Raw genomic sequence first — 21830 nt, 5'->3', positions numbered from 1 at the left:
TGCGGCCCGCGAGGGTGCGGTAAGCCCGAATTGCAACACGTTCTAGTCTTGCCACATGAGTGACGAGTCGTTGCGCAACCCGGTCCATAACGGCCATCTGCTGGTGGGCGCACTCAAGCGCCACACGAACAAGCCGGTGCTGTTCCTGGGCGACACCACCCTGACCGGCGGCCAGCTGGCCGACCGGATCAGCCAGTACATCCAGGCCTTCGAGGCGCTGGGTGCCGGTACCGGCGTCGCCGTCGGCCTGCTGTCGCTCAACCGTCCGGAAGTGCTGATGATCATCGGCGCCGGGCAGACCCGCGGCTACCGGCGCACCGCGCTGCACCCGCTGGGGTCGCTGGACGACCACGCCTACGTGCTCTCCGACGCCGGGATCAGCTCGCTGATCATCGACCCCAACCCGATGTTCGTCGAGCGCGCGCTGGGGCTGCTGGAAAAGGTGGATTCGCTGAAGCAGATTCTGACCATCGGGCCGGTGCCGGACGCCTTGAAAGAGGTGGCTGTCGACTTGTCCGCAGAGGCGGCCAAATACCAGCCGCGGCCGCTGGTGCCCGCCGACCTGCCGCCGGACCAGGTCATCGGGCTGACCTACACCGGGGGCACCACCGGAAAGCCCAAGGGCGTGATGGGGACCGCGCAGTCGATTGTCACCATGACATCGATTCAGCTCGCCGAATGGGAATGGCCGGAAAACCCGCGGTTTCTGATGTGCACGCCGTTATCGCACGCCGGCGCGGCGTTTTTCACGCCGACCGTGATCAAGGGCGGCGAAATGGTGGTGCTGGCCAAGTTCGACCCCGCCGAAGTGCTGAAAGTCATTGAGGAGCAACGCATTACAGCTACGATGCTGGTGCCGTCGATGCTCTACGCGCTGCTGGACCACCCGGACTCGCACACCCGCGACCTGTCGTCGCTGCAGACCGTCTATTACGGCGCCTCGGCGATCAACCCGGTGCGGCTGGCCGAGGCGATCGCGCGGTTCGGCCCGATCTTCGCCCAGTACTACGGCCAATCCGAGGCCCCGATGGTGATCACCTACCTGGCCAAGGGTGACCACGACGAGAAGCGGCTGACCTCGTGCGGGCGCCCGACCCTGTTCGCGCGGGTGGCGCTGCTCGGCGAGAACGGCACGCCGGTGCCGCAGGGCGAGCCGGGCGAAATCTGTGTCAGCGGACCGCTGTTGGCCGGTGGTTACTGGAATCTGCCTGACGCGACGGCCGAGACATTCCGGGACGGCTGGCTGCACACCGGCGACATGGCCCGCGAAGACGAGGACGGGTTCTACTACATCGTCGACCGGGTCAAGGACATGATCGTCACCGGCGGATTCAACGTGTTCCCCCGCGAGGTCGAAGACGTGGTCGCCGAGCATGCTTGCGTTGCCCAGGTGTGTGTGGTCGGTACGCCCGACGAGAAGTGGGGCGAGGCCGTCACCGCGGTGGTGGTACTGCGGGCCGACGCCCCCCGCGACGAGGCGGCCATCGAGGCGATGACCGCCGAAATCCAGACCGCCGTCAAGGAACGCAAGGGTTCGGTGCAGTCGCCCAAGCGGGTGGTGGTTGTCGACTCGCTGCCGTTGACCGGGCTGGGCAAGCCGGACAAGAAGGCGGTGCGGGCGCGGTTCTGGGAGGGTGCGGGCCGCGCCGTCGGCTGATGCTGGGCTGGTGCGGCGCCCAGCGTGACGCTGCAGGCGCGTTCGCGGCCGGGCGTGACTGTGGCGTCACGCTCGGGGGTGGTGACTACTGTGGCAGCCATGACTGACGGTGACCGGGTCAAGCCGCCGTGGTGGCTGAAGGCGACCAACAGGGTCATGATGACCGTGTCGCGACTGGGACTGGCTGCTGGCGCGGAAGATCCGGCCGTGTTGACGGTGCCCGGCCGCAAGTCCGGCATTCCGCGATCGACGCCCGTCACACCGATGGTTGTCGACGGAGCCAGGTATGTCGTGGCCGGCTTCCCGGGCGCCGACTGGGTCGAAAACGTCCGTGCCGCAGGCGAAGTCACCCTGACCCGGGGCCGCAGGTCCGAACGCCTGCGGCTGGTGGAGCTGCCGCCCGCGCAGGCCCGTCCGATCCTGCGCGCCTTTCCGGCCCACGTGCCCACGGGCGTGCGGGTGATGAAGCGATGCGGCCTGATCACCAAGGGCAGCCCCGACGAACTCGAGGCAATGGCCGGGCGCTTCGTCGTCTTCCGGTTCGAGCCCGCGTGAGAACGGAGTCCACAAGATTTGAGCGACAACCCCTTTGACCCTAACGTGTGGCGGCCGGTCGACGGATTCGGCGACCTGACCGACATCACCTACCACCGCCACGTCAGCGACGCCACGGTCCGGGTGGCGTTCAACCGTCCCGAGGTGCGCAACGCCTTCCGGCCGCACACCGTCGACGAGCTCTACCGGGCGCTGGACCACGCGCGGATGTCACCCGGCGTGGGCGTGGTCCTGTTGACCGGCAACGGGCCCTCCCCCAAAGACGGCGGCTGGGCGTTCTGCTCCGGCGGTGACCAACGCATCCGCGGGCGTAGCGGTTACCAGTACGCCTCCGGCGAGACCGCGGACACCGTCGACGTAGCCCGCGCCGGGCGATTGCACATCCTCGAGGTGCAACGGCTGATCCGGTTCATGCCCAAGGTGGTCATCTGCCTGGTCAACGGGTGGGCCGCCGGCGGCGGGCACAGCCTGCACGTCGTGTGCGACCTGACCCTGGCCAGCCGCGAACACGCCCGATTCAAACAGACCGACGCCGACGTCGGGAGCTTCGACGGCGGCTACGGCAGCGCGTATCTCGCCCGTCAGGTCGGCCAGAAATTCGCCCGCGAGATCTTCTTCCTGGGCCGGCCGTACACCGCCGAGCAGATGCACCGCATGGGCGCGGTCAACGAGGTGGTGGACCACGCCGGGCTGGAGACGGCCGGTCTGCAGTGGGCGGCGGAGATCAACGCGAAATCGCCTCAGGCGCAACGGATGCTGAAGTTCGCGTTCAATCTGCTCGACGACGGTCTGGTGGGTCAGCAGCTGTTTGCCGGTGAGGCCACCCGATTGGCGTACATGACCGACGAGGCCGTCGAGGGCCGCGACGCGTTCCTGCAGAAGCGCCCGCCGGACTGGAGCCGGTTCCCGCGGTACTTCTAGGGCCGCCCCCTAGACTGCCCACCTGTGAGCAAGAGTCCGCTGCGCCGGTTGGCCGAGCAGATCTCGCTGGCCACCATGCGGCCGCCGGCGTCACCGCAAGTGCTGGTCAACCGGCCCATGATCAAACCGGTAAACCTGGCCGGGAAGCGCATCCTGATCACCGGCGCCTCCTCCGGCATCGGCGAGGCAGCGGCCGAGTTGTTCGCCCGCCGCGGCGCCACCGTTGCCGTCGTCGCCCGCCGCAAGGATTTGTTGGACGCCGTGGCAGACCGCATCACGACGTCCGATGGAGTGGCGCTGTCGATGCCCTGCGACCTTTCCGACATGGAGGCCGTCGACGCCCTGGTGACCGACGTGCAACGGCGCATCGGCGGCGTCGACATCCTGATCAACAACGCCGCGCGGTCCATCCGTCGTCCGCTGGACGAATCGCTGCAACGCTGGCACGACGTCGAACGGACGATCGCGCTGAACTACTACGCCCCGTTGCGGCTGATCCGCGGACTGGCGCCGGGGATGCGCGAGCGCGGCGACGGCCACATCATCAATGTCGCGACGTGGGGCGTGTTGTCGGAAGCGGCACCGCTGTTCTCGGTGTACAACGCGTCGAAGGCCGCGCTGTCGGCGGTGAGCCGAACCATCGAAACCGAGTGGGGGCGCAACGGGGTGCATTCCACGACGCTCTACTACCCTTTGGTGTCGACTCCGATGATCGCACCGACGAAGGCCTACGAGGGAATGCCCGCCTTGACGCCACGGGAGGCGGCCGAGTGGATGGTGACCGCCGCGCGCACCCGGCCGGTGCGGATCGCGCCGCGGATCGCCCTGGCAGCCAAGGCACTGAACACCATCGGCCCCCGCTGGGTCAATGCCCTTATGCAGCAACGCGACAACCAGCTCGACGGCAACTAACCCGGGAGTTTTCATGGCCGACATCTGGACCACCATTGCGGCCGAGCGCGGCGCGCTCGCCGACGACCTCGCCACCCTGACACCCCCGCAGTGGGACACCCCGTCGCTGTGCACCGGATGGACGGTGCGCGACGTCGTCGCGCACCTGTCGGCGACGGCAGCACTGAACCCGGCCAGCTTCATGCTGGCGTTGGCCAGAGCGGGGTTCAACTTCGACAACTTCGCCGAGGGCCAGATAGCCAAGCGCCGCGGCCCCGATGCGGCCGCCACCCTAGAGGAGTTCCGCCGCTTGCAGCATTCCACCTCCGCCCCGCCCGGGCCGAAGACGTCGTGGCTCGGTGAGGTCGTCGTGCACGGCGAGGACATCCGTCGTCCGCTGGGCATCTCGCACGCCTATCCGCCCGACGCGGTTGCACAGGTGATCGACTTCTACAAGGGCTCAAACATGCTCATCGGCTCCAAGAGCCGCATATCCGGGCTGGCGTTGCGGGCCACCGACCACGACTGGCAGCACGGCCGAGGCGACAAGGTCGAGGGTCCGCTGCTGTCACTGCTGCTCGCCACGACGGGCCGGGTCGCCGGTTGCGACGAGCTCACCGGCCCCGGCGTGCCTACCCTGCGGAGCCGATGCGGCCCCAACTGACGACGACGTGATAGACACGACACCATGGAAATCCTGGCCAGTCGGATGCTGCTGCGGCCGGCCGACTATCAGAAGTCGCTGAGCTTCTACCGCGACCAGCTGGGGCTGGCCATAGCCCGCGAATATCCTTCGGGGACAGTGCTTTTCGCTGGCCAGTCGCTGCTCGAGCTGGCCGGCTACGGCGAGCCCGACCACTCCCGCGGCCCGTTTCCCGGGGCGCTGTGGCTGCAGGTGCGCGACCTGGACGCGACGCAGGCCGAGCTGGCCGACCGGGGGGTGCCGATCGCCCGCGAGCCGCGGCGCGAACCCTGGGGCCTCTACGAGATGCACGTGATCGACCCGGACGGCATCACACTGATCTTCGTCGAGGTCCCCCAAGGCCACCCGCTGCGCAGAGACACCCGAGGTGAACGCGGCGGAACGGCGGGTTAACGGCAAAGTAATATCTGGCGACGAGTCGCAATACACCTGGGTTTCGGGTACTCAGTTATTCGACAGCGGATCAGCCCAACCACCAGAATCAGGTGCCGTGAGCCTCGACTTCTTCCTATTGGTGATCGTCGTAATCACCGCGTTGGCCTTCGATTTCACCAACGGTTTCCACGACACCGGCAACGCCATGGCCACCTCCATCGCCAGCGGCGCATTGGCGCCAAAAACAGCGGTCATTCTGTCGGCGGTGCTGAACCTGGTGGGCGCGTTCCTGTCCACCGCTGTCGCCGCCACCATCGCCAAAGGTCTCATCGACGCCAACCTGGTGACACTGGAGTTGGTGTTCGCCGGCCTGGTCGGCGGCATCGTGTGGAACCTGCTGACCTGGTTGCTGGGCATCCCGTCGAGTTCGTCGCACGCCTTGATCGGCGGCATCGTCGGAGCCACTATTGCCGCCGTGGGCGGTCACGGCGTCATCTGGAGCGGTGTGGTGTCCAAGGTGCTCGTGCCGGCCGTGGTGGCCGCGTTACTGGCCACGCTGGTCGGGGCGGTCGGCACCTGGCTGGTATACCGGGTCATCCGTGGCCTCCCGGGCAAGCGAACCGAAGCCGGGTTCCGGCACGGTCAGATCGGCTCGGCGTCGCTGGTTTCGTTGGCGCACGGCACCAATGACGCCCAGAAGACAATGGGCGTCATCTTTCTGGCCCTGATGTCCTACGGCGCGGTCAGCAGGGCCGCGACGATGCCGCCGCTGTGGGTCATCGTGTCCTGCGCGGTGGCGATGGCCGGGGGCACCTACCTGGGTGGCTGGCGCATCATCCGGACACTGGGCAAGGGGCTGGTCGAGATCAAGCCGCCACAGGGCATGGCGGCCGAGTCGTCGTCGGCCGCGGTGATCTTGTTGTCCGCACACTTCGGGTACGCGCTGTCGACCACCCAGGTGGCGACCGGATCGGTGCTGGGCAGCGGCGTGGGCAAGCCAGGCGCCGAGGTGCGTTGGGGGGTAGCCGCCCGGATGGTGGCCGCATGGCTGATCACGCTTCCATTGGCCGGCCTGGTCGGGGCGATCACCTACGAGCTGGTGCACGTCATCGGCGGATATCCCGGCGCCTTCGTCGGCTTCGGCCTGCTGTGCCTGACCTCCGCGAGCATCTGGCGGCGGTCCCGAAAAGCGCGAGTGGACCACACCAACGTCAACGCCGACTGGGAGGGCAGCCTGACGGCCGGGCTCGACGGGCCGGGGAAACCCGCCGCGCAGCCGCCTTCGCCACCGGCACCCGAAACCAATGGCCACCTCCCGGAGTTCGGCGCCGACGACGCGCTCAAGGCGGGTAACGCGTCATGAATCACTGGTTCAATTACGAGGCCACGTCGAAGATCCTGGTATTCAGCATGCTGCTCGGCGCCGGGCTGCCGGCGCTGTTCGCGCTCGGGGTGCGGCTGCAGGCCGCCGGGGCGGGCGTCATCGCGGACCACGCCGCGCCGCGGCGCCCGGTGTTGGTCGTGCTCGGATGGGCGATCTTCGCGCTGGTGCTGGCGGTGGTCGTCATCGGCGTGCTGTATATCGCCCGCGACTTCATCGCCCACCACCTCGGCTGGCACATCCTCGGAGCCAAACGCGCGTAGCGTCGGATTAGTCCTGACATAGTTTGACGGGCCGACCGGAAGTTGTATCAGCGTGAACCGATTTCTCACCTCGATCGTGTCGTGGCTGCGGGCGGGCTATCCCGAGGGAGTTCCACCGACCGACTCCTTTGCCGTCCTCGCCCTGCTGGCCCGGCGACTGACCAACGACGAAGTGCAGGCCGTCGCCAGCGAACTCATGCGGCGCGGCGAGTTCGACCAGATCGACATCGGGGTGGTGATCACCCAATTCACCGACGACCTGCCGTCACCGGATGATGTCGAGCGGGTGCGCGCCCGGCTGGCCGCCCACGGCTGGCCGTTCGACCCGCTCGACGAAACCCGCGAGGACCACGCATAGCCGTCCTGCGGGCGCTGAGCGTCCCACCCGGTTTCGCCGTCTCGGTACTGCTGCCCGCCCTGCAGCGGGTTCTCGAGGGCCGCGACCCGGCGCTGGTCGTGACGGCGGCACCCGATGAGTCTGCCTCGGCCGCATTGCGGGTAGGGGAAGAGATCGACGACGACGTAGCACTGGTGGTGACGACGTCGGGAACCACCGGTGCGCCCAAGGGCGCGTTGCTGACCGCGGCCGCTCTGGCCGCCAGCGCCTGGGCCACCCACCACCGTCTCGGCGGCCCGGGCAGCTGGCTGCTGGCCGTGCCGCCGTATCACATCGCCGGACTGCAGGTGCTGGTTCGCAGCGTGCTAGCCGGTCGCAAGCCCGTCGAGCTGAATGTTTCCGCCGGCTTCGACGTTACCCAATTGCCAAGCGCGGTAATGCGATTGGCCCCGGGGCGGCGATACACGTCGCTAGTGGCCGCCCAGCTGGCCAAGGCGCTCACCGACGCGGCCGCCACCGCGGCGCTGGCCGAACTGGACGCCGTGCTGATCGGCGGCGGCCCGGCACCACGGCCCGTCCTGGACGCCGCGGCGGCGGCCGGCATCAGGGTGGTACGCACCTACGGCATGAGTGAGACCGCTGGAGGCTGCGTGTACGACGGAGTGCCGCTCGACGGGGCCCGGGTGCGGATCCTGGCCGATGGCCGCATCGCCCTCGGTGGTGCGATGCTGGCCAACGGCTACCGCAACCCGGTCGATCCCGACCCGTTCGCCGAACCGGGCTGGTTCCACACCGATGACCTTGGCGCGGTGGATGATTCGGGTGCGCTGCGGGTCCTGGGGCGGGTGGATGACGCGATCAGCACCGGCGGTCTGACCGTGCTGCCGGGGCCGGTGGAGACCGCACTGGCCAGCCACCCCGCGGTGGCTGACTGTGCGGTTTTCGGGCTGGCCGATGACCGGTTGGGCCAGCGAGTGGTGGCCGCGATCGTGGTCCGCGCTGATTGCGCCGCGCCGACATTGGAGGCATTGCGGGCACAGGTCGCGCGCACGCTCGATGTCACCGCCGCGCCCCGGGAACTGCACATCGTCGACGAGCTACCGCGCCGCGGCATCGGCAAGGTCGACCGGGCGGCGTTGGTGCGCCGCGTCGCTGGCGATCAATAGGCTGAGCGATCGTGAGAATTGCCCGTCGGGAAACGGCAGCCGTCGCAGTCGGGGTCGTCCTGGTGGCAGCCGCCTTCCTGCTGCCGCGGATGAACCTGGGTGTCAAACCGCGCAGCGATATCGGCCTGGAACGCTTCGCCTTGCGGGCCGGCGCGGCGCCGATATTCGGATATTGGGACATCCACTCCAGCTGGGGCACCACCGCCGCGATCGTCATTGCGCTGGCCGTCGTGACGTGGGGTCCGGTTGTGGCGCAACGTCTTTCGTGGCGGTTATTGACCCTGGGCAGCTGGGTCACCAGCTGCGCCTGGGCGTTCTCGCTAGCGATGATCGACGGCTGGCGGCTGGGCTTCGCCGGCCGCTTGACCACCAAAGACGAGTATTTGTCGGAGGTGTCGGGCATCAAAGATATCCCGGCGACGGTGCGGACGTTCACCGGCCGGATCGTCGACTTCCAGCCGGATTCCTGGACCACGCATGTCTCCGGGCATCCCCCGGGTGCGCTGCTGACGTTTGTGTGGCTGGACCGGCTTGGCCTGCACGGCGGCGCCTGGGCCGGGCTGCTGTGCCTGCTGGTCGGTTCCAGCGCCGCCGCGGCGATGGTTATCACCGTCCGCGCGCTGGCCGGCGAGCACACCGCGCGGCGCGTCGCCCCGTTTGTCGCCTTGGCGCCGACGGCGATCTGGGTCGCGGTGTCGGCCGACGGATATTTCGCCGGCGTCGCGGCGTGGGGTATCGCGCTGCTCGCGGTTGCCGTGCACGGTGGGACGCGGTTTCCCGGGCTGGCGGCCGCCGGGGTGGGCCTGCTGCTGGGCTGGGGTGTATTCCTCAGCTACGGCCTGCTGCTGATGGGGCTGCCCGCAGTGGCGGTGCTGGTGTCTTCCAAGGATTGGCGAGCGGCCCTGTGGGTGCTGGGGCCGGCCGTCTTGGCCGCGGCGGCGGTGGCGGCGGCCTTCGCGGTTGCAGGCTTTTCCTGGTTCGAGGGCTATACGCTTGTGCAGCAACGCTATTGGCAGGGCATCGCCCATAACCGGCCGTTTCAATACTGGAGCTGGGCCAACCTGGCGTGCGTGGTGTGCGCGATCGGGCTGGGCAGCGTCGCCGGCGTCAGCCGGGTGTTCGACCGCGACGCGATCCGCCGCCGCTCCGGGTTCCACCTGCTGCTGCTGGGGGCGCTGGCCGCCATCGTCTGCGCGGACCTGAGCATGCTGAGCAAGGCGGAGACGGAACGGATCTGGCTGCCATTCACCATCTGGCTGACCGCGGCGCCGGCGCTGCTGCCGGCGCAGTCCGACCGGCTGTGGCTGGCGGTCAACGCTGTCGGTGCCCTGCTGCTGAACAGCATCATCTTCACCAACTGGTAGGCGGACGCATGGAAGAGTCGGCACTGGCGCGTCGGCTCGGCACCACCGATGCGGTGGTGATCGGGCTGGGATCGATGATCGGCGCCGGGGTGTTCGCCGCGTTTGGCCCGGCCGCCCGTGCTGCGGGCGTGGGGCTGCTGATCGGGCTGGCCCTCGCCGCGGCGGTGGCCTACTGCAATGCGATCGCCTCCGCCCGGCTGGCTGCGCGGTATCCGGTGTCCGGCGGCACCTACATCTACGGGCGGGAACGCCTGGGACCGTGGTGGGGCTTCGTCGCCGGTTGGGGGTTTGTGATCGGCAAGAGCGCCTCGTGTGCGGCGATGGCGTTGACCGTCGCCTCCTACACCGTCGCCGGGCCGGGCTGGGCGCAGCGAGCCGTCGCGGTCGCGGCCGTGGCCGCGTTGGCCGCACTGAACTATCGCGGCATCACCAAGACCGCGATGCTGGCTCGAATATTGGTGGCCTGCACCTTCATTGCGCTCGCCGTCGTGGTGATCGGCATCGCCGCGGCCAGGCCCGGATCGGCCCATCTGATCGACGCCTGGTCCGCCGTCACGCCCTACGGGGTGCTGCAGTCGGCCGGACTGCTGTTCTTCGCGTTCGCAGGTTATGCGCGCATTGCCACGATGGGGGAAGAGGTTCGTGACCCGGCCCGTACCATCCCGAAGGCGATAACCCTGGCCCTGACGATCACGGTGGTCACCTATCTGGTGGTGGGGGTGGCGGTGCTGTCGGCCGCCGGCCCCCAGCGGCTGGTCAGTGCCTCCGCTCCGCTGGCCGAGGCGCTGCGCGCCGCCGGTGCCGCGTCGTTGGTGCCGGTGGTGGCCGTCGGCGGCGCGCTGGCCTCCCTCGGCGCGCTGCTGGCGCTGATCGCCGGGGTGGGGCGCACCGCGCTGGCGATGGCCCGTCATCGAGACCTGCCTCACTGGCTGGCCGCGGTCCATCCGCGCTATCAGGTGCCGCATCACGCCGAGATCGCGCTTGCCGTCGCGGTGTGCGTGCTGGTGGCCACCGTGGATCTGCGCGGCACGATCGGTTTCTCGTCCTTTGGCGTGTTGATCTACTACGCGATCGCCAACGCGGCCGCATACACCCTGGCGGGCCGCGTCCGGCTGCGGGCGCTGAGCGTCTGCGGGCTGATCGGTTGTCTGGTCCTGGTGGTCACACTGCCGTGGGAATCGGTCGCCGCGGGACTGGGCATGTTTGCCGTCGGGATCGCCGGGCGCTGGGCGGTGCTGCGGCGGAGAGCCCCTTAGCAATCACAGCCCAGCCGCGCGGGTGACCCGGGCGAAGCGGCTGTCCGGGGCGCAGGCGTCGCGGACCACCGCGAGGTCGTCAATGACGTCGACATCGGCCAGTGCAGCCACCGTTGTTGCCTCAATACCGTCGTGGCGCAATGCCTTTAGGGTGAGTTCACCGGTGTCCGACTGCGACATCGGGATGCCGCGCAGACACTCGGCCGCGGCCGGAGTGTGCACGCCCAGTACCCACCAGCCACCGTCGAGTGCCAATCCGAGCACCGCCGGCGTCTCGAGCAGCCGCTGCGCGCACACGGTCAGAAGCCCGGCACTCACCTGCGGGGTGTCCATTCCGATTTGCAGCACGGGATAACCGTCTGCAGCGTCGGCGTGTGCGTTGGCGAGCCGGTCGGCGAAGCCGTCGCCACGCTGCGCGATCACCGTGAATGCCTCGAGCCGTTGCCGGATGTCGGTAGCCGCGGCGGCGTTATCGAGATTGCCGGTGAGCGCCACCACCCGCGCGGCGACCGGCGCCGCGGCGACCGCATCGAGCGTGTCCAGCAGGGCTGCCGCGGCGATGTCGGCGGCGACCCGGTCACCGACCGTCGCGGCCAGCCGCGTCTTGGCGAATCCGGGCTCCGGCGCCTTGGCGACCACCAGCACCGTGACCGGCAGCACGCTCACGAGATCACCTTCCAAAAGTCCAGAATCGCGAAGATGCTGCCCCGCAACGAACCACTGACCTTGGATCTGCCGCCGGTCCGGGGACCGTAGCTGACGTCGAGTTCAACCACGCGCCAGCCGGCTGCAGCCGCGCGGACCAACAGTTCCAGCGGATACCCGGACCGCCGATCGGCGACGCCCAGATGCAGCAGCGCCTCGCGGCGAGCTACCCGCATGGGCGCGATGTCGTGCACCGGCAACCCGTGCCGGGTACGCAGCCGCCAGCTCATCACTACCGTGCCCACCCGCGCTACCCAGGGCCAGTGCAATCCGGGCACCGGACGCCGGCGGCCCGTCACCAGGTCAGCGCCCCGCTCCAGTTCGGCGACCAGCCTGGGCAGGTCACCAGGATCCATTGAACCGTCGGCGTCGATGACGGCGACGATGGGCGTGGTCGCGGCGACCACGCCGGCATGCACTGCCGCGCCGTAGCCGGGGCGCGGCTCGGTAACCACGTGAGCGCCGTGCCCGACGGCCACCGCAGCGGTGTTGTCGGTGCTGTTGTTGTCCACCACCAACGCCCGATAGCCGGCGGGAATAGCGGCCAGTACCGCCGGCAGCGACTCTTCCTCGTCGAGACAGGGCAGCACCACAGTCACCGCATCGCCAGGCATGCCCACCGACCTTAGGCGACGCCGCAACCGGGGTCAGTGGCCGCCGCTGCTACCGCCGCCGCCGCCGCTGCTGCCGCCGCCACCGCCGCTGCTGCTGCCGCCGCCACCGCTGCTGCCGCCGCCGCCGCTGCTGCCGCCGCCGCCGCTGCTGCCGCCGCCACCGCTGCTGCCGCCGCCACCGCCGCTGCCACCGCTACCACCGCCGCTGCCGCCGCCACCGCCGCTGCCACCGCTACCACCGCCGCTGCCACCGCTACCACCACCCCCGAGCGGCGGCTGTGGAGCCGGGGCCACTGTCTGCGGCGCCTGCGGGGCCACAGTCTGCTGCTGGGTTGGTACCTGTTGGGTTGGCACCTGTTGGGTTGGCACCTGTTGGGTTGGCACCTGTTGGGTTGGCACCTGTTGAGTTGGTGCTTGCGTCGGCTCCTGGGTCGGCTGCTGCGTCGGCTGGGGAGCGACGGTGGTCGGAGCGACCGTGGTCGGAGGAACGGTCGTCGGAGCGACCGTCGTGGTCACTGGGGCCATCGTCGTGGGCGGAGTGGTCACCGGTGTGGTCGGTGGCGTGGTGGGTGGCGTCGTCGGCGGAGTCGTCGGCGGAGTCGTCGGCGGTGTCGTCGGCGGAGTCGTCGGCGGCGTGGTCGGCGGTGTCGTCGGCGCCGTGGTGGGCGGGGTCGTCGGCGGCGTCGTCACTCCCGGTGACCAACCCGGCCAGGGCGGAATGATGACCGGAACCGGGATCGGGATGGGTGCCGGCACGATGCCGGGAGGCGCCGGGGCCGGTGCAACCGGCTCTCCGCCGGTCGCGGGCGGCGTTTGCTGCCGGGGAACCACGCCCTGGACGGCCGGGACGGTGCCTCCCTGGAAGCCTGCGGTGGGGTTGTCGACAGGTGGCGGTGGGACCGGTGCCTGCTGTTCCGTCGGCAATAGCGGCATGAACTTGCCCGGCTGCGCGTTCTGGTAACCCTGGACCGGCTGCGACGCCGCTGTCGGCCGGATGGCGACCGCCACCGCCACCGCCAGCGAAGCAAATCCGATGACCATGAATGCCACCACGGCATTGCTGATCAGCAACGACCGCGAGTTGAGCCGCGGACGGCCCGAGGCGGCCGCCTCGTCGTCGCCATAGTCGCTGTGCTCGCCGTACTCGCCGTCATAATCGTCATAGTCGCCCGCATAGTCGTCATAGTCGCCGGCCTCCGAGTACGCCAGCTGGGCATCTGCTGCCTCACCCGCAGGCACCACGGCCGGCGGCAGAAAAGTCGTCGCGTCTGCGGCCACGGCCGGCTGCGCCATCGTCGAACCCGACGCGCCCGCCGCCGCCCCGGCGACCAACGCCGCGCCGCGGGCCAGGGCGAACGTCGGATCGTCGGCAACCTGCACCCGCATCGTCGAAGCGGCCTGGAACTGGTCGGCCAGCACCGAGGTCTGCTCGGCAGAGGCACCCACCAGCAAAACCTCACCGGGTGCGCCCGACTGCTCGTCGAGCCGCGCCATCAGCGTGTCGAAAGTCGCCGCGGCGTCACCCTCGACCGGCGCGGCAGCCAGCACGGTCGGCGGCGCGTCACCGCCACCGGCGACCGACAAACTCGCCGTCTGATCGCCGACCAGCAACACAGCCGAGTCCGAGCCCTGCGCGCCCAACAGCGCGGTGGCAGCCTCCGACTCCGACAGCACCTCCACATCGTGGACCCCGGAATCGACCAAGGCCTGCCGCAGTTCGTCGGCTTTGCCGTGATCCGGCCAGCACAGCCGGGTGGCGACCAGCCGGTGGCCCTCGTCGGCCAGCAATCGGTCCGTGCCGGCGACCGTCTCGGTCAACACCGAGATGGGCTCTTCGGCCACATCGACCGAGGATTGGTCGATCACGGCGGAACCGCCGGCGCCCGCCCCGACAAGCGCCAACCGCGCGACCGGACCCGCGACCGCGACCCCCAACACGACGTCCATTTACGGTCTCCTTCGGCTGGCGACCCCACGGCCAGCAATGTCCGGCATCATTAGACTGCGATACGGTCGGCAGTATTCATCTTTTCAGGCGACAAACGCAGCGTAACTGGATTTCCGAAGGGCTGGGTCACACCCGGAACCCCGCCACCTGCCGCGCCGTCCGAATGGAGGATATGTTCGCAATCCAACAACGCCGAGCGGCCGGCAGGGGGTTCCCTCGCCGCCGCGCCGACCCCGAGGCAGCCGCAACCGATCTCGATCCCAGGGAGGCATCGTGAGCCTGAGCAGCGACGACACGCCTACCGGCCCGATCATGGGTGCGCGGCCGCCGGCCCCGCCCGGTCAGCCACGACACTCGCTACAAAGGTGGAACATCAACCGGGACCTGGCCGCCGGTGTGCTGGTGGTCAGTGCACTGTTCTTCCCATGGAATCTGTATTTCGGCTTCCGGATTCCGGGCAGCGGCAGAATCTTGTTCGGGGTCCTGCTCCTGGTGACGCTGCTGTCGTTGACGGCGGCCGTGGTGCCGTATCTGGGTAAACCCGATCCCGGCCGGGCAGGCCGGCTGCGTCTGGGCCTCAACACCCCGTATCTGCTGCTGGTGTTGGCGTTCGTCGTCTACGACGCGTTCCAAACGATCCGCTTCGGTGGCACCGTCAACGTGCCGGGCGGTGTCGGGCCGGGCGGCTGGCTGGGAACCGCCGGCGCGGTGCTCAGCGCACAACCGTCGATCACCAGCGCGATCACCGACGATGACAAGCACCGCAACTGGTTGCTGGCCGCCCGAATCATCGGCTATGCGTCGATGTTCGGTGCCGCCCTCAGCGCTGGTTTCAACCTTGTCTGGCGGGTGCGATACGCGTTGCATCCCGCTGGGGCCGCCTCCGGGTTCGGCAAGCAGAACATCGTGGTGATCGACACGGCGGTGGTCTATGGCGTTGTCGCCCTCGTTGCGGTCCTGGTCGCGTCCCGGTGGATGCTGAAGGGCACCGAAGACTACCGGCTGTCCACGATTGCGCTGGGAGCCTCGGCGCTGGTCGCCGGAGTCATCGTGTGGATCCTGCCGGTCGGCCGCGAAATCGACGCATTCCACGGCATCGCGCAGAACACCTCGACCGCCGGAGTCGGATACGAGGGGTTCCTGGCGTGGGCGGCCGGCGCTGCCATCTTCGCGCCGCTGACCTTGGTGCGACCCCCGGGCGGCCGGCCGATAGCCAAGGCGGTCTGGCGCGCAGCGGCCCGAAACGGCTTGCTGCTCATCGCAGCGTGGTGCCTGGGTTCGGTGGTGATGAGGCTGACCGACCTGACCACGGCGGTGATGTTGGATTACCCCTATTCGCGCTATGACACCATGACGCTGGCGGGCTTCGATCTGGTCACCGCGGTGCTGGCGATCTGGCTTCGGCTCAACCTGACAACCGATGCGCTGCCCGGCCGGCTGATCTCGTCGCTGTCCGGATTTCTGTTCGCGTTCAGCGTTTCTCGCGTCATCCTCGGCGTCGTCCTGGCCCCACGCTTTGCGACACCGCCCGGCACCCAGGCGAACCCGGTCTATGGCAACAATCTGGCCCAGCAGATCAGCAGCGTCTTCGACGTGACGCTGTGCGGCCTGGCACTGGGCATTCTCGCCGCCGTCCTCATCGCCCGACGGCCGCGCCCACCGCGGCGACCCCGGCCGCACTCGCGACGCCCTCGGCCTGGTCGGCGCCGGACCCCACCCGGCGGGCGGCCCGCGCTGCCGTCGGAAGCAGAGACGGCCCAGTTCCGGGCACCGGACGCGGGCCATGACGCACCCACCACCGTCCTGTCCGGGCCGGGGCCGTCCCCCCGGATCTTCCGGTCAGCCGAGACGACCGCGCCCGTGCGCCCGAAGATCTACCGTCCGCCAGGCGATTCGCAGTAACTATCAACGCAGGGCTGCGAACGCGAACTCGCGCAGCCCGTCGCCCGGCGCCACGACCGCACGGAAGCCCAGCACCTCGGCGGCTCGCGCCGGATCGGCGACGATGTGGCGCACATCGCCGTTGCGGTACTGCCCGGTGATGACCGGAGACATCGAGTCGCCCCGGGCCTCGCACAGCACGGTGGCCACCTCCAGGATCGAGATCGGCCGGCCCGAGCACACGTTGACCGCGGTGAACCCGCCGCCGTCCGCCGCGGTCAGATTCGCGGCGGCCAGGTTGGCCGCGGCGACGTCGTCGACGTGGACGAAGTCACGCATCTGACCGCCGTCTTCGAAAACCCTTGGCGGCTCGCCCTTTTCCAGTGACGAGCGAAATATCGCCGCCACCCCGGAATACGGGGTGTCGCGGGGCATGCCGGGACCGTAGACGTTGTGGTAGCGCAGGGCCACGACCGAGCCGCCCGTCGACTCCGACCACGCCAGCGCGTAGTGTTCCTGCGCCGCCTTGCTGGCCGCGTACAGGCTGCGCGGCCGCACCGCGGCGACTTCGTCCACCAGCCGCCACCTGACCGGGTCCCCGCAGACCGGGCAGCGGTGCTCGAAGACGCCGGCGTCCAGGTCGGCCCGCCGCCGCGGCAGCGGGTCGACCAATCCGTGCCGGCCACAGTGGTAGCGGCCCTGCCCGTAGACCACCATCGACGACGCCAGCACCAGGCGACGTACGCCGGCAGCGAACATCTGGGCCAGCAGCACCGTGGTGGCCAGGTCGTTGTGGGCGCCGTATTCGGGCGCGTCGGCGGCGTCTACCCCGGCACCCACCATCGCCGCCTGGTGACACACCAGGTCCACCCCGGCCAACAGCGGCGCCAGGGCGTCGCCATCACGGACGTCCACCCGGTGACACCCCGGCGGCAACTGCGCATCGGGCCCGTGCGCGGCCGGCAGCAAGGCGTCGACACCGACCACCTCGTGGCCGGCGGCGCTCAGCGCGACGGCCACCCGGGATCCGATGAAACCGGCCGCGCCGGTCAGCAACACCTTCACGGCAACTCGAACGGCAACGTGACGCCGGCATGCAGCACGCACAGGGTGCAGGTGCGCTCCGGGGCGACCCGGGGGATCGCCGCCCGCACCAGCTGCTTGAGCACCTCGATGTTCTCGCCGAAGCTGGCGAACACGTCGGCCGCCGTCACCCCCTCCCCGACATCGACACCTGCATCGACATCCGTCACCAAAGCTATTGCTGCATAGCATAATTCAAGCTCTCTGGCGAGGACAGCCTCCGGGTAGCCGGTCATGTTGACCAGGTTGAACCCAGCGGCGGCAAACCACTGGCTTTCCGCGCGGGTGGAAAAGCGCGGCCCCTGGATCACCACCAGGGTGCCGCCGTCGACCACATCGGGTAACCCGGTGACCGCGCCGCGCAGCGTCGGACAGTACGGATCGGCGAAGGTGGCGTGCACACCGCCGGAATCGAAGTAAGTGTCGGCCCGGCTCCGGGTGCGATCGACCAGCTGATCTGGCACCACCACCGCGCCGGGACCGAGCCGGGGAGTGAGGCTACCCACGGCGCAGGGGGCGAACACCCGTCGCACGCCGAGGGCGCGCAGCGCCCACATGTTGGCCCGGTAGGGCACGGTGTGCGCCGAGTACTGGTGGTGGACACCGTGCCGCGGCAGGAATGCGACGTCGTGGCCTGCGATGGTGCCTATCGTGATCGGGCCGCTGGGCTGACCGTACGGGGTATCCGGCTCGACGGCGCGCGCATCGGGACCGAAGAAGGTGTAGAAACCGGTACCGCCGATCACTGCGAGCATCCGATCATTGTGGTCCATGCCCTCGGAAGTTGATCGCGGGTGCGGGGCACCGGCAGGATGCCTTGGTGGCCAGTTTTGCGCAGTGGATCGCCGGCGCTCGCCCACGCACCCTGCCGAACGCGGTGGCGCCCGTCGTCGCGGGGACTGGCGCCGCCGCGTGGCTGCATGCCGCCGTGTGGTGGAAGGCGCTCCTGGCACTGGCGGTCGCGGTTGCGCTGACCGTCGGCGTCAACTACGCCAACGACTACTCCGACGGCATCCGGGGCACCGACGACGAGCGGGCCGGCCCGGTGCGGCTGGTCGGCTCACGGTTGGCGGCCCCGCGCTCGGTGCTGACCGCGGCGATGGTGAGCCTGACGGTCGCCGCGCTGGCCGGACTGGTGCTGGCGCTGGTGAGCCAGCCGTGGCTGATCGCGGTCGGCGCCGCCTGCATCGCCGGGGCGTGGTTGTACACCGGCGGGGCGAAACCCTACGGCTACTCCGGTTTCGGCGAGGTCGCGGTGTTCGTGTTCTTCGGCCTGATCGCGGTGCTGGGCACCCAGTACACCCAGGCCTTGCGGGTCGACTGGGTGGGGCTGGTGCTGGCCGTCGCGACGGGAGCGCTGTCCTCGTCGGTGCTGGTGGCCAACAACCTGCGCGACATCCCGACCGACACCGTGTCGAACAAGATCACCCTGGCGGTGCGGCTGGGCGATGCCCGCACCCGAGTCCTCTACCAGGGGCTGCTGGTCACGGCGGGGGCGTTGACGCTGCTGCTGACGATCGCGACGCCGTGGTGTGCCGTGGGCCTGGTGGCCACACCGCCGGCCCTGCGTGCCGCCGCGCCGGTGCGATCCGGCCGCCGCGGGCCCGAGCTGATCCCGGTGCTGCGCGATACCGGACTGGCGATGCTGGTGTGGGCTGTCGCGGTGGCCGCGGCTTTGGCGGTGGCCACATGAGCGCGCGCGCCGGGGGGTCGGCCGCGTATTCAGGCGGGTGCCGTTGGCGCGCCGCGACCCTGGGCGCACACTCGATATGTGGATAACAGCGACCGAGGACGGGTATGACGGAGATCGCCACAGCCAGCGGGACCACCAACGTGGGGTTGCTCAGCGTCGGGGCGTACCGCCCCGCACGGGTGGTCACCAACGACGAGATATGTCAGAACATCGACTCATCCGATGAATGGATCTACACCCGAACGGGTATCAAGACCCGCCGGTTCGCCGCCGCCGAGGAATCCGCCGCATCGATGGCGATCGACGCCAGTAGCCAGGCGATCGCCGGTGCCGGCCTTGAGGGCAGCGACATCGACGGGGTGATCGTCGCCACCAGCACCCACTTTCTGCAGACCCCGGCGTGTGCCCCGATCGTTGCCGCGGCGTTGGGCACCCAAGACGTTCCCGCATTCGACATCTCAGCAGGATGCGCCGGATTCGGATACGCGGTGGGGGTCGCGGCCGACATGATCCGGGGCGGCAGCGCCGGAACGGTGCTGGTGATCGGCACCGAAAAATTGTCACCCACGGTTGATATGCAGGACCGGAGCAACTGCTTCATCTTCGCCGACGGTGCCGCCGCGGTGGTGGTCGGGCAGACGCCGACGCAAGGCATCGGACCGACCGTCTGGGGCAGTGACGGCGAACAGGCCACGGCGATACGGCAGGACATCGACTGGATCACCCACGCCGAGAACCCGATCGGACCACGGCCGTTCCTGCGCTTGGAAGGTACCGCCGTCTTTCGGTGGGCGGCGTTCGAGATGGGTAAAGTCGGTCAGCGGGCGCTGGACGCAGCGGGCATCGCACCCGACGAGATCGACGTGTTCATCCCGCATCAAGCCAATAGCCGGATCAACGAACTACTCGCCAAGACCCTGCAACTGCGGCCGGATGCGGTGGTGGCCAACGACATCGAGCACACCGGGAACACCTCGGCGGCGTCCATTCCGCTGGCGATGGCCGAACTGCTGGCGACCGGGGCAGCCAAGCCGGGTGACCTGGCGTTGTTGATCGGTTACGGCGCCGGCCTCAGCTATGCCGCGCAAGTGGTCCGAATGCCTAAGGCGCCGAAGGGATAAGCGGGGGGGTTCAGCCTTCGCCGGCGCGCTGGTCGGAGTTAGGATCGTCGGGATTCTCACCTCGCAGCCGGGCCCGCAGCCGTTCGCGTTCGGCGCGCCTGCGCTCCCCCGCAAACGCCAAGGCGGCGGTCGCCCGCCGGCGCAGCGGAGTGAACATCCACATACCCAGGGGCATCGCAATGGTCAGGCCGAACAGCGCGGCGACGACAACCGGGAACTCGGCGATGCCGGCCAGCCGCGCCACCCCGTAGATCACCCCGGTGACCACGAGGGCGAGCAGCAACCGGGCCGTAGCGTAGAGCGCCACGTCGACGACGCCGCGGTGCCCGGTGGTTTTCTCGGCGCTGTTGCCGTTAGGCGCTGCTGACACAGCCTGAGCCTACGGCGCGGGTATATTCGCTCACAGGAGGTGTCGAGTGCTTTACCTGCTCGTCGTCCTGGTATTGGGGACGCTGATCTACATCGGCTGGCGTGCGGCACGGTCGCAGACAAGCCGGCCCAAGACTCGCGTTATCGGACCCGACGACGACCCAGAATTCTTGCGCCGGTTGGGACAAGGCTGACTGCCGCTAGGTCGACCTAGATGAACGCCGGGTTGGTTCGCCGCTGATCGCTGGGAAACCCGTCGGCGACCACGGCGGCCAACTCCATCAGCGCCTCGCGAGTCTCCCGCTTCAACCGCTCGAAGCGGATCTCGGCGCCCTCTTCGAGATGCGGGTCGAACGGCACCAGCCGCACGGCGCGGCAGCGCCGCGAGAAGTGATCGACCACCTTTTGCATGTCGACCTTGCCGGACCGCGGCCGGACGGCGTTGATCACCGCGACCGATCCGCGTACCAGCTCCTCGTATCCGTGTGCATCCAGCCAATCCAGAGTTGCCGAGGCGCTGCGAGCGCCATCGATGGATGCCGAGCTGACCACGATCAGCACGTCGGCCGTGGCCAACACCGCCGACATCGCCGAATGCAGCAACCCGGTCCCGCAGTCGGTGAGCACCAGGCCGTAGAACCGCTCGAGGATCTCGAGGGTGCGGGCATAATCGTCGGCGCTGAACGCCTCCGACACCGCCGGATCGGTTTCCGAGGCCAGCACTTCCAGCCTGCTGGGGCCCACCGAGGTGTAGCTACGGACATCGCTGTAGCGCTCGATGCCGTCGGCGTCGCGCAGCAGATGGCGCACCGTGGCCGGCGTCTCCACCGGCACCTTCTGGCTCAGCGTTCCGCGGTCCGGGTTCGCGTCGACCGCCACCACCCGGTCACCGCGGATCGAGGCGAAGGTACCGCCCAGGGTGGCGGTGATGGTGGTTTTGCCGACGCCGCCCTTCAGGGAGAGCAGCGCGATCCGATAGCAGCCGCGCAATGGCCTGTTCACCTGAACCACCAGGTCGTTGTATCGGTTGACCCGCGGGCTTTCCCCCAGGTTGATCAGCTTGCCGGACACCATGTAGAGCCAGCGGCGCCAACCCTCCGACGGCGGCGGTTTGACCTGCCGCAACAGCGTGCTGGTGGACAATTCCGGATAACGGGTCGACGGCGTGCCCGCCGGTCGCTGCGCGGTCTCCCCCGAGGTGTCGGCCGGCTGTCCGCCCAAGTAGCCGTAGGGCTGCGCATCCGTGATGGTCGGCAACCCCTTGGCCGGCGTGGTGGCCGCCCACGCGCGGGGTTCGGCGCGGGTCGGCGGCGGGGGCACGACGTGCGTCTCCGATTCGGAGAAGCGTCGCTCGGTGCGGAATCCGGCGAAAGCCCGGGTGGGCGCCTCGCTGGAGTCGCCGCCCGTCTCGCCGGCCGGCAGCTGTGTCGTCGGGCGATCGGCGTCCGGGCGTTCCGGGCCTTCCTGTCCCAGTGGCGCCCCCACGCCCTCCGTCGGATGGTCAGACACGTGCACGTCCCCTCGTCGCAGTACTTGGTCTTTGTACC

Annotated in this window: 23 protein-coding genes; 16 read left to right on the top strand and 7 right to left on the bottom strand. The window is 69.2% G+C overall.

Annotated elements, in window-relative coordinates; translation table 11 throughout:
* The first annotated feature begins 55 nt into the window (after positions 1–55).
* From fadD8 to EET10_RS03760, 12 genes are all read left to right on the top strand, one after another.
* On the top strand, positions 56–1657 hold the full coding sequence (fadD8, locus tag EET10_RS03815; protein ID WP_099188001.1) for a fatty-acid--CoA ligase FadD8: 1602 nt from the start codon (positions 56–58) through the stop codon (positions 1655–1657).
* 99 nt (positions 1658–1756) lie between these two features.
* Positions 1757–2212: a nitroreductase family deazaflavin-dependent oxidoreductase gene (locus EET10_RS03810; protein ID WP_122502736.1), complete on the top strand. Its 456-nt coding sequence runs from the start codon at positions 1757–1759 to the stop codon at positions 2210–2212.
* Between the two features lie 18 nt (positions 2213–2230).
* Positions 2231–3133: a 1,4-dihydroxy-2-naphthoyl-CoA synthase gene (locus EET10_RS03805; protein ID WP_036398612.1), complete on the top strand. Its 903-nt coding sequence runs from the start codon at positions 2231–2233 to the stop codon at positions 3131–3133.
* Between the two features lie 24 nt (positions 3134–3157).
* A complete protein-coding gene (locus tag EET10_RS03800) occupies positions 3158–4045 on the top strand; it encodes an SDR family oxidoreductase (RefSeq protein WP_122501908.1) in 888 nt (295 codons plus the stop codon).
* Positions 4046–4058: 13 nt separating this feature from the next.
* The gene (locus EET10_RS03795; RefSeq protein WP_036398614.1) at positions 4059–4688 is read left to right on the top strand and encodes a maleylpyruvate isomerase family mycothiol-dependent enzyme; all 630 of its coding nucleotides are present in this window, start codon (positions 4059–4061) and stop codon (positions 4686–4688) included.
* Between the two features lie 24 nt (positions 4689–4712).
* On the top strand, positions 4713–5120 hold the full coding sequence (locus tag EET10_RS03790) for a VOC family protein (RefSeq protein WP_063466988.1): 408 nt from the start codon (positions 4713–4715) through the stop codon (positions 5118–5120).
* Positions 5121–5217: 97 nt separating this feature from the next.
* The gene (locus EET10_RS03785; RefSeq protein WP_036398616.1) at positions 5218–6465 is read left to right on the top strand and encodes an inorganic phosphate transporter; all 1248 of its coding nucleotides are present in this window, start codon (positions 5218–5220) and stop codon (positions 6463–6465) included.
* Positions 6462–6746, top strand: a complete 285-nt coding sequence (locus EET10_RS03780) for a hypothetical protein (protein ID WP_036398618.1) — start codon at positions 6462–6464, stop codon at positions 6744–6746. Before EET10_RS03785 ends, EET10_RS03780 begins: the two co-directional genes overlap by 4 nt.
* Positions 6747–6798: 52 nt before the next feature.
* Positions 6799–7104: a DUF3349 domain-containing protein gene (locus EET10_RS03775; RefSeq protein ID WP_036398621.1), complete on the top strand. Its 306-nt coding sequence runs from the start codon at positions 6799–6801 to the stop codon at positions 7102–7104.
* 59 nt (positions 7105–7163) lie between these two features.
* Positions 7164–8249 carry an o-succinylbenzoate--CoA ligase gene (gene menE / locus EET10_RS03770; RefSeq protein ID WP_218028501.1) on the top strand — a complete coding sequence of 362 codons (1086 nt, stop codon included), beginning with the start codon at positions 7164–7166 and terminating at the stop codon, positions 8247–8249.
* Positions 8250–8260: 11 nt separating this feature from the next.
* Positions 8261–9613 carry a hypothetical protein gene (locus tag EET10_RS03765; protein WP_036398625.1) on the top strand — a complete coding sequence of 451 codons (1353 nt, stop codon included), beginning with the start codon at positions 8261–8263 and terminating at the stop codon, positions 9611–9613.
* 8 nt (positions 9614–9621) lie between these two features.
* Positions 9622–10869, top strand: a complete 1248-nt coding sequence (locus tag EET10_RS03760) for an APC family permease (RefSeq protein ID WP_036398627.1) — start codon at positions 9622–9624, stop codon at positions 10867–10869.
* Positions 10870–10872: 3 nt separating this feature from the next.
* Here EET10_RS03760 and EET10_RS03755 read toward each other — a convergent pair whose 3' ends face one another.
* From EET10_RS03755 to EET10_RS03745, 3 genes are read right to left on the bottom strand one after another with little or no spacing between them, the layout of a single operon-like run.
* Positions 10873–11535 carry a TIGR04282 family arsenosugar biosynthesis glycosyltransferase gene (locus tag EET10_RS03755; protein WP_036398633.1) on the bottom strand — a complete coding sequence of 221 codons (663 nt, stop codon included), beginning with the start codon at positions 11533–11535 and terminating at the stop codon, positions 10873–10875.
* Complete coding sequence (locus EET10_RS03750) at positions 11532–12188, bottom strand: glycosyltransferase family 2 protein (RefSeq protein ID WP_036398635.1); 657 nt, start codon at positions 12186–12188, stop codon at positions 11532–11534. Before EET10_RS03750 ends, EET10_RS03755 begins: the two co-directional genes overlap by 4 nt.
* A 33-nt stretch (positions 12189–12221) precedes the next feature.
* The gene (locus EET10_RS03745) at positions 12222–14135 is read right to left on the bottom strand and encodes a DUF7159 family protein (RefSeq protein WP_122501907.1); all 1914 of its coding nucleotides are present in this window, start codon (positions 14133–14135) and stop codon (positions 12222–12224) included.
* Positions 14136–14448: 313 nt separating this feature from the next.
* On the opposite strand from EET10_RS03745, the gene EET10_RS03740 reads away from it, so the two are divergent.
* Positions 14449–16038 carry a DUF7937 domain-containing protein gene (locus EET10_RS03740; protein ID WP_122502734.1) on the top strand — a complete coding sequence of 530 codons (1590 nt, stop codon included), beginning with the start codon at positions 14449–14451 and terminating at the stop codon, positions 16036–16038.
* A gap of 3 nt (positions 16039–16041) precedes the next feature.
* Here the strand turns inward: EET10_RS03740 and EET10_RS03735 are convergent, their stop codons facing one another.
* Both EET10_RS03735 and EET10_RS03730 read right to left on the bottom strand, forming a co-directional pair.
* On the bottom strand, positions 16042–17082 hold the full coding sequence (locus EET10_RS03735; protein ID WP_036398637.1) for an NAD-dependent epimerase/dehydratase family protein: 1041 nt from the start codon (positions 17080–17082) through the stop codon (positions 16042–16044).
* A complete protein-coding gene (locus tag EET10_RS03730; protein ID WP_218028430.1) occupies positions 17079–17855 on the bottom strand; it encodes an S-methyl-5'-thioadenosine phosphorylase in 777 nt (258 codons plus the stop codon). Before EET10_RS03730 ends, EET10_RS03735 begins: the two co-directional genes overlap by 4 nt.
* A 65-nt stretch (positions 17856–17920) precedes the next feature.
* Here EET10_RS03730 and EET10_RS03725 point away from each other — a divergent pair, with 65 nt between their 5' ends.
* The gene (locus tag EET10_RS03725) at positions 17921–18793 is read left to right on the top strand and encodes a 1,4-dihydroxy-2-naphthoate polyprenyltransferase (RefSeq protein ID WP_036399541.1); all 873 of its coding nucleotides are present in this window, start codon (positions 17921–17923) and stop codon (positions 18791–18793) included.
* Positions 18794–18897: 104 nt separating this feature from the next.
* Positions 18898–19914: a beta-ketoacyl-ACP synthase III gene (fabH, locus tag EET10_RS03720; protein ID WP_036398638.1), complete on the top strand. Its 1017-nt coding sequence runs from the start codon at positions 18898–18900 to the stop codon at positions 19912–19914.
* Between the two features lie 10 nt (positions 19915–19924).
* Here the strand turns inward: fabH and EET10_RS03715 are convergent, their stop codons facing one another.
* Complete coding sequence (locus EET10_RS03715) at positions 19925–20284, bottom strand: DUF4229 domain-containing protein (RefSeq protein WP_122501905.1); 360 nt, start codon at positions 20282–20284, stop codon at positions 19925–19927.
* Between the two features lie 46 nt (positions 20285–20330).
* Here EET10_RS03715 and EET10_RS03710 point away from each other — a divergent pair, with 46 nt between their 5' ends.
* Positions 20331–20477 (top strand): hypothetical protein, encoded by a 147-nt coding sequence (locus EET10_RS03710; protein ID WP_089025030.1) that lies wholly within the window; start codon positions 20331–20333, stop codon positions 20475–20477.
* A 16-nt stretch (positions 20478–20493) separates the two neighbouring features.
* On the opposite strand, the gene EET10_RS03705 is transcribed toward EET10_RS03710, so the two are convergent.
* The gene (locus EET10_RS03705) at positions 20494–21792 is read right to left on the bottom strand and encodes a MinD/ParA family ATP-binding protein (protein ID WP_081260495.1); all 1299 of its coding nucleotides are present in this window, start codon (positions 21790–21792) and stop codon (positions 20494–20496) included.
* Between the last annotated feature and the right edge of the window lie 38 nt (positions 21793–21830).

Origin of the sequence: Mycobacterium pseudokansasii, assembly GCF_900566075.1 — a bacterium.
GTDB lineage: Bacteria > Actinomycetota > Actinomycetes > Mycobacteriales > Mycobacteriaceae > Mycobacterium > Mycobacterium pseudokansasii.
This window is presented reverse-complemented; position numbering and strand designations above follow the sequence as displayed.

Bases quoted from the DNA above. Each gene is read 5' to 3' on its own strand.
- EET10_RS03730 (WP_218028430.1), bottom strand. From the start codon at position 17,855: ATGCTCGCAGTGATCGGCGGTACCGGTTTCTACACCTTCTTCGGTCCC.
- EET10_RS03740 (WP_122502734.1), top strand. From the start codon at position 14,449: ATGGGTGCGCGGCCGCCGGCCCCGCCCGGTCAGCCACGACACTCGCTA.
- fadD8 (WP_099188001.1), top strand. From the start codon at position 56: ATGAGTGACGAGTCGTTGCGCAACCCGGTCCATAACGGCCATCTGCTG.
- EET10_RS03750 (WP_036398635.1), bottom strand. From the start codon at position 12,188: ATGCCTGGCGATGCGGTGACTGTGGTGCTGCCCTGTCTCGACGAGGAA.
- EET10_RS03745 (WP_122501907.1), bottom strand. From the start codon at position 14,135: ATGGACGTCGTGTTGGGGGTCGCGGTCGCGGGTCCGGTCGCGCGGTTG.
- EET10_RS03760 (WP_036398627.1), top strand. From the start codon at position 9,622: ATGGAAGAGTCGGCACTGGCGCGTCGGCTCGGCACCACCGATGCGGTG.
- EET10_RS03810 (WP_122502736.1), top strand. From the start codon at position 1,757: ATGACTGACGGTGACCGGGTCAAGCCGCCGTGGTGGCTGAAGGCGACC.
- EET10_RS03780 (WP_036398618.1), top strand. From the start codon at position 6,462: ATGAATCACTGGTTCAATTACGAGGCCACGTCGAAGATCCTGGTATTC.
- EET10_RS03790 (WP_063466988.1), top strand. From the start codon at position 4,713: ATGGAAATCCTGGCCAGTCGGATGCTGCTGCGGCCGGCCGACTATCAG.
- fabH (WP_036398638.1), top strand. From the start codon at position 18,898: ATGACGGAGATCGCCACAGCCAGCGGGACCACCAACGTGGGGTTGCTC.
- EET10_RS03795 (WP_036398614.1), top strand. From the start codon at position 4,059: ATGGCCGACATCTGGACCACCATTGCGGCCGAGCGCGGCGCGCTCGCC.